The organism is Sulfuricurvum sp., assembly GCF_036279695.1.
Classification (GTDB): Bacteria; Campylobacterota; Campylobacteria; order Campylobacterales; family Sulfurimonadaceae; genus Sulfuricurvum.
In genome coordinates, this window is record NZ_DASUIQ010000048.1 from 21,700 (window position 1) to 28,494 (window position 6,795).

Consider the following 6,795-nt stretch of genomic DNA (forward strand, 5'->3'; position numbering starts at 1 on the left):
TCATCTTCCTACTTTTCCTCAACTATAGTGTTATCTAAAGTTTCTTTTATTACATAAAGAGGTGTTTTTCTAATCTCGTCATATATTCTCCAAATATATTCTCCAATAATTCCGAGTGCTATCAATATAAAACCTGAAAATATAGAAATCAATACCACAAGTGTTGGCCAACCTCGAGTTTCATGGGTGGGGTTAGGATCAAGTAACCAACTCGCTATTACAAAAAGTGCATATAAAAAGCCTCCAAGAGAAACGATAAAACCTGTCGCACTAACCGCCCGAATCGGTGTATAAGAATTTGCTAAGAATGCATCATAAAAATTTTTAATTCTTTTCCAAAAATTGTATTGAGATTTCCCTTTAAGCCTTTTCTCTCGTTCATAGGGATGAACTGAATATTCAAAACCTAAATTTAAAATAGTCATTTGTATGCCCACATTTTTTTCTCGGATATTCAGGTACTCATTAACAACAATCCGATCCATAACCCAAAAATCAAATCCTCCATTGGGGTAATTACTAACTGCATATTTTCTTAAAATTTTATAGAACACAGTAGAGAAAAAATTATTTATAAAACTATCATTTCTTTTTATTCTTTCTCCTATAACTAATTTATATCCGCTACACCAATCGCTCAACATCGCTTGTATTAACTCAACAGGATCTTGTAAATCAGCAGATATTACACCGACCACATCTCCTTTTGAATAATCCAAACCTGCTACAATTGCCATTGCCTGTCCAAAATTTTTACTTAAATTGATAACTTTTATACTACTGGGATATAACTTTTGGTATTTTTTTAAAATTTCAAGTGATTTATCCGTAGAACCATCGTTAACTAAAATAAATTCATAATTATATTCTTCTTCAATTCTTTTGAAAAAGTTAATGCATCTTGGAATAGTATCATTCAGATTATCTTCATTTTGATAAACAGGTATTATCAAAGAAAATAGTTTTTTCATTTGTTACCCTTTTCACACATTAAAAATATACTAGAACATAATTCAGGATAGTGTTGACCCAATTCATAACATCCATTTAAATATTCTGTTGAAATAATATCTGTCGCAAGCAATCGATCCCATTGAAAATTTGCCAATGCCTTAAAAAATATTCCCGATCTATGCACTACTTTTAAACCTGCTGCTTTGGCATCTCTTTCAAGTGTATCTAATGTGTAGGTGATTCTATGTCCATGTTTTTCTTCTGCAGGTGTAACAGCTGAATTATGAGTTATTAACCCCATTTTTACAGCGATTTGTCGTGATGGAGCCATTGCATTTGGAGTAACCAAAAAAAATCTCCCATTGTCACTTAACCATTCATCATTTATTCTCTTTAATACTCTTACAGGATCATCCAAATGTTCTAAAACATGTGTCAAAACTATATTGTCGTATTTCTTATCTAATGCTACATCTTCAAATAATGCATTGATGAATTTTACGTTAGAGGAAACTTTTTGCTTTGCTTCATCTATAGCTTCACTAGATGCTTCAACGCAAGTGACATCATCAAAAATTTCGACAATTCTTTTCGTAAAGTCTCCCTTAAAACAACCCAATTCTAACAAACTACCATTTTTATTAAAAAATGGCTCAAACGACTTTAACATGAATGGATGCATTACATCAAAATCGAAGGAATACGCATATTCCCTTTCATTATCAATAATCTCTTTATTGTAATCTCGTTTCATTCGTTTACTCCTGTTAGATTTTTTATCATTATTATTTTGCCACTTACTATGTTCTCAATAGTAAAATGATGTTTTTCATAAAGACTTATTGCGGTTCTGTTATTCTCTGAAACTTCCAATTTTATGTTTTTGAAATTTTGATCCTTGCTATATTGTATAAACTTATCTAATAATACTTTTGATATACCCTTGCCTCTAAATTCTTTCAATACACTTACATGATTTATATATGCTACTTTGTTTTCTAAATCATTAACATACCCCGATAACAAAGCTACAATGCTTTGATCTACCCACACTTCAAAACTAATTGCTTGTGTATAAATTTTGGTAGCAAATGAATTCAAATCTACGCGTTTCTCAAGATATGGATTAAAATCAGTATTACAATGAAGTAAGTGGATCAATATATCCTCTTGTTTTGCTGTTTTGATACTAACTTCAATAGTTTTCATAAATTTTCTAATTTGGCTATGCCAAAACCATTTTTACCAAAATGGTTACCATTGTAAAGCATATAAATCTCTTTATCACACTCAAATACATGCGGATATGAGATCATTTCAGCATCCCATCCTTCTGATGAGACATCGATTCCAACATTCTCATCATCTCGAATCCAGTTAACTAAATCGTCCGAATAAGCATATCCGATTCTATAGGCATTATTTGAATTATTACGGAAATCAAATGTACTTCTATATGCAAAAAACATATAAAACCGTTCTTCAATTTTTATCACCGTTGGTAGTGCCTGACATTCATTATCTATTTTATCTTGGATAATTTGGCGACCTTCTTTTTCCCAAAATATTCCATCCTTAGATACAGCATGTCCTATCTTATAAGTTCGTTCAGCTTCGGCACTTTCATTCACTTTTACCCAATCTGTACCATATATGTACCACATATGGAAAAGGTCATCAAATACTTTGACAAACCCATCGACTACTAAATAGGGCTCATTTAAAGATGCTGTCAACACTGGACCGCTACCTACTCTTTCAAAAGTACTTCCATTATCACGACTAATTGCAAGCCCTATGCTTGTCTCAACAGACACAGAAACTCGTCTAGACCATCCACTTGTATAGGCATATATTTTATCATTATGTCTTAAAACATTAATAGGAAATATTCCATGCTCATCAAAACAACCTAAAGCACCAGTTGCAATAACTTCATGTTGAGATTTATTGATAATTTTTTTAAATTGCTTATCCATATCTATGAATTGAATATGACTCACAAATTTTTTATTTTCCGATTCTTTTCGAATAGAAAAATAAATTCTAACAAAGTCTTCAAATACCAAAACTTGTGGACTTTGAGCATATCCAATATAATCTTCATATAATTTATGTTCTAAGGGATCAAAAATTTTTCCTAACTTTTTCCATTTCATTATAAAAGGTCTCCCTCTAATTCAGCGACACCAAACCCATATCTACCTACTTCATTACCTAAATAAAACATATAATATTTATTATTTAATTTCACAACATGTGGATATGCAATCATTTCTGAATCCCAACCTTCTTTAGAAGTTTCAATACCAACTTTTGAATCATCTCTGATCCACGAAATCAAATCTGTTGAATATGCATAGCCAATTCTGTAACTTCGATCTTTATTTCGTCTAAAGTCACTTGCCTCACGATAACAAAAAAACATATGGTATTTTCCGTTTGAGAAGATAACATCGGGGCTTGCCTGAGCTTCATCATCCCCCAAAACATCCCGTATTAGATCCCTATTTTGTTTATTCCAATTCATACCATCAGTTGAAGTTGCCATTCTAATCTTATATACAGGCTCTGGCTTGCCATCAACCAATACCCACCGTCTACCTGCAATATAAAATAAATAAAAAATTCCATTATATTTTCTAATCTTAGGTCCACTCAAAATAAATGGTTCATCAATCGAATACGCTAAAACAGGACCATCCCCTAATTTTTTAAATGTAACACCATTATCACTTTTGGCACATCCGATCGCCACATTAAAGGGTACCGATTCACATCTTGTCCAGCCACCGTAGTAAGCTAAATAATGATTTTCTTCCTTTATAACCGAAACAGGATATGTACCAAATTCATCAAAAGTACCAAGCTTGCCAAGTTCAAGGATAGGGTGCTCGGCAATATGAAGGATACTGAAATTTTGTTTATCTAAATCAACATAAGATGAATAGCTCACATATTGTCCGTTGGTATCTACTTTTGGTCTACAACTAAAGTAAACACGAATATAATCTTCAAATTCAATTACACTTGGCGCTTGCGCAAACTCATTTAGCCAATTATTATTTTTATACTCTGTAGGATTAAATATTAACCCTAGTTTCTTCCATTTAAACATTACTATTTCCCTCTAATTTATACTCTATTAACATCTTTTTTATATCATCTTTACTGTTAAACATCATAATATCAATAATAGACAGATAAGGAGTAAACTCATTTCCAAATTGATTATATTCAGGAATATTGGATTCCAAAAAAGTAAGCTCTATATTTTCCTTTTTAAATTCTTCAAATTCATAAAGTTCAATACCGCCAATTGGATTTATATATTTTGTTGCATTCAATGCCTTATTTAACGCTATTACTTTATTTTGAGATTTTAGAGTATGGTCAATATCTATTGTAGAAGATATGATAATTTTAGTATCTATTTCAAGATATTTACATATTTGTATTATTGAATTATAAATATACTTAAAAAGATTTCTTTCGTCATTTTGGATAATTTCTTTTATCATAGAAAATACATCTACAAAATACGGTGCTTTCTTATAGGCGTTTTCTATTTGTCTAATAATCTTATTAATCTCTTTATCTGCTTCAGTTGATATAAATCGGTCTATGACATACAAACTATCAGAATCTTTTTTTAAAGGAATAGAAAAAAGTGTTTTTTTGCCATTTAGCAAAATATTATTTCTATGAAACCACCCCTTTTTTGTAAATTGGATATTGTCATATACTACAAATATATCTACAGCATTAATCAATTGCCAATATCCGATGTAGGGAAAAAGATATGGTTGCATAATCGCTACGGTCACAATGAACCTTTAATAATTTCAATAATTCGCAAATGATCGCTTTCACTCAAGTCACTGTAAATTGGTAAACACAAAATCCGATTTGCAATATCTCTTGAAACAGGACAATACTGTTTCGGCTCAATGTAACTAAGAGTATCTAATGATGGATAAAAATAACGACGTGGAACAATGTCCTGCTCATTTAGCTTTTTTTGTACTTTTAAAAGTTGCTCTTCACTTTCAAAAACAACGGGAAAATAGCTAAAGTTTGAAGTAGAATACTCATTTTTCTTTTGGAACTTCACAATTCCTTCTAATTCCATAGCATAGCGTTTACTAATTACTTCGCGCTTACTTTTTATCATTTCAATATCATCCAAAATACAAAGCCCCATTGCAGCTTCAAATTCATTCATCTTTGCATTCGTGCCTAGATGTGGAATAGACTCTGGATTTTCAATACCAAAATTAATAAGATAGCGTGCTTTTTCCACCAAAGCATCATCGTTAATAATTAATGCTCCCCCCTCAATACAATGGAATAGTTTTGTTGCATGGAAGCTAAGTGTTGATATGTCACCATAATTCAAAATGCTTTGATCTTTGTATTGAACGTCAAATGCATGAGCAGCATCGTATATAACTTTTAGATTATAGGCTTTCGCTATTTTGTCAATCTCTTCGACTTTACATGCATTTCCAAATACGTGAACAGGTAATATTGCACTCGTATTTTTGGTAATTGCAGCTTCAATATTTTGAGTATCGATATTAAACGTTTCGGGATCAATATCTGCAAAAATAGGTAACAAATTGTTTGTAACCAATGAACTGGTAGTAGCGACAAAACTAAATGGTGTTGTAACAACAAAATCTTTAATCCCGAGCGTACGATATGCTATCTCTAATGCTACAGTCCCATTAGAGACCAATACCAGATTTTTTACTCCCAAATACTGTGCAAGCCGTTTTTCTAATTTTTTAACAAGCGGTCCATTATTTGTTACCCATCCATTAGCGTAAATTTCATCGACATATTGTTTATATTTTTCTTTATTTGGTAGATGTGTTTTGGTAACATTAATCATATGATACCAGCAAAAACATATTCATTTTAAGTTCAACCGTTTTTCTAACATCTCAATACGATGTTCGTCTTCCGCTTTTATACCGGCATAATAGCGACGTTTGCTTTTTAGCCAAAGTAGCTCAAATTCTATCGCTTTTAAAATTCCTGCTTCAGGATTTTTGTGAATAGCGTCTGCTGCAAAAACAACTTTTCTTGTTTCATATTTATCGATCAAATTATCAGCCACTAATGATTTGATAAGAGGGATTGAACCGGTAGAAATCGCCCCGCCAAGACCTGTTTTAAGATTTTTTTCACGCGCTTTTTGGAAAATATTCCGGCACATGGCAGAAATCTCGTCCCCATCCACTCGGCTCCGATCATATCCCATAGAACCGACCATATCTACTCGTCCGATAGTAATCCCATATAAAAGTGGAAGTTTTTCAAGGGCAAAAATGCTATCAAGATTTTCATATGCTGTTTGGGTTTCGATATTGATGGCAAAATCAACATCTTCGCGGTTGTCTTCGGCAACAAACGTTTCAATCGAATTCAAAAATTTTGATACCGCAAAAGCAGTTTCTGCCATAGGAGCGATAATGCCCTTTACCCCAATAGAAAGGCCATTATAAATATCGGTAATAGCTTCTACTCCGCCAATTTTTAAGATGATCGGCAAATCTACGTTCGAAGTGACATCTTTTAGACGCATCATCTCCTCGATACGGCTCCCTTCCGCTTCAAACTCCGCTTTGATCTCAAATACACCGTATTCGTCCCGAAGTGTTTTTAGGACTTCTACCATCTCTCGTTCGATAATATTCATATTGTTCTCCCTACTAAAAAATCTCTCGTCACATTCAATGCATAATCAAATTCTTCTTCACTTACATCATCCATCTTTTGCATAATAAAAGTGTGATCCGGAATAATAGCGGTTAATGCCTTACCGATACGCTT

General features: G+C 32.5%; 8 protein-coding genes. All 8 read right to left on the reverse strand.

Annotation, left to right across the window (positions count from 1 at the left end):
* Nucleotides 1–8: 8 nt before the first annotated feature.
* The 8 genes from VFW36_RS04890 to VFW36_RS04925 are packed head-to-tail and all read right to left on the reverse strand — an operon-like array spanning nt 9 to nt 6,661.
* Complete coding sequence (locus tag VFW36_RS04890) at nt 9–971, reverse strand: glycosyltransferase family 2 protein (protein WP_329657690.1); 963 nt, start codon at nt 969–971, stop codon at nt 9–11.
* Nucleotides 968–1,708 (reverse strand): class I SAM-dependent methyltransferase, encoded by a 741-nt coding sequence (locus tag VFW36_RS04895; RefSeq protein WP_329657691.1) that lies wholly within the window; start codon nt 1,706–1,708, stop codon nt 968–970. Before VFW36_RS04895 ends, VFW36_RS04890 begins: the two co-directional genes overlap by 4 nt.
* Nucleotides 1,705–2,163: a GNAT family N-acetyltransferase gene (locus tag VFW36_RS04900; RefSeq protein ID WP_329657692.1), complete on the reverse strand. Its 459-nt coding sequence runs from the start codon at nt 2,161–2,163 to the stop codon at nt 1,705–1,707. Before VFW36_RS04900 ends, VFW36_RS04895 begins: the two co-directional genes overlap by 4 nt.
* Nucleotides 2,160–3,113 carry a hypothetical protein gene (locus VFW36_RS04905; protein ID WP_329657693.1) on the reverse strand — a complete coding sequence of 318 codons (954 nt, stop codon included), beginning with the start codon at nt 3,111–3,113 and terminating at the stop codon, nt 2,160–2,162. The genes VFW36_RS04900 and VFW36_RS04905 overlap by 4 nt, the downstream gene beginning before the upstream one ends.
* Nucleotides 3,113–4,072: a hypothetical protein gene (locus VFW36_RS04910; protein ID WP_329657694.1), complete on the reverse strand. Its 960-nt coding sequence runs from the start codon at nt 4,070–4,072 to the stop codon at nt 3,113–3,115. Before VFW36_RS04910 ends, VFW36_RS04905 begins: the two co-directional genes overlap by 1 nt.
* Entirely contained in the window at nt 4,065–4,781 is a 717-nt protein-coding gene (locus VFW36_RS04915) for a WbqC family protein (RefSeq protein ID WP_329657695.1), read from the reverse strand. The genes VFW36_RS04910 and VFW36_RS04915 overlap by 8 nt, the downstream gene beginning before the upstream one ends.
* A complete protein-coding gene (locus VFW36_RS04920) occupies nt 4,778–5,851 on the reverse strand; it encodes a DegT/DnrJ/EryC1/StrS family aminotransferase (RefSeq protein WP_329657696.1) in 1,074 nt (357 codons plus the stop codon). The genes VFW36_RS04915 and VFW36_RS04920 overlap by 4 nt, the downstream gene beginning before the upstream one ends.
* Before the next feature lie 21 nt (nt 5,852–5,872).
* The gene (locus tag VFW36_RS04925; protein ID WP_329657697.1) at nt 5,873–6,661 is read right to left on the reverse strand and encodes an aldolase/citrate lyase family protein; all 789 of its coding nucleotides are present in this window, start codon (nt 6,659–6,661) and stop codon (nt 5,873–5,875) included.
* Nucleotides 6,662–6,795: the final 134 nt, after the last annotated feature.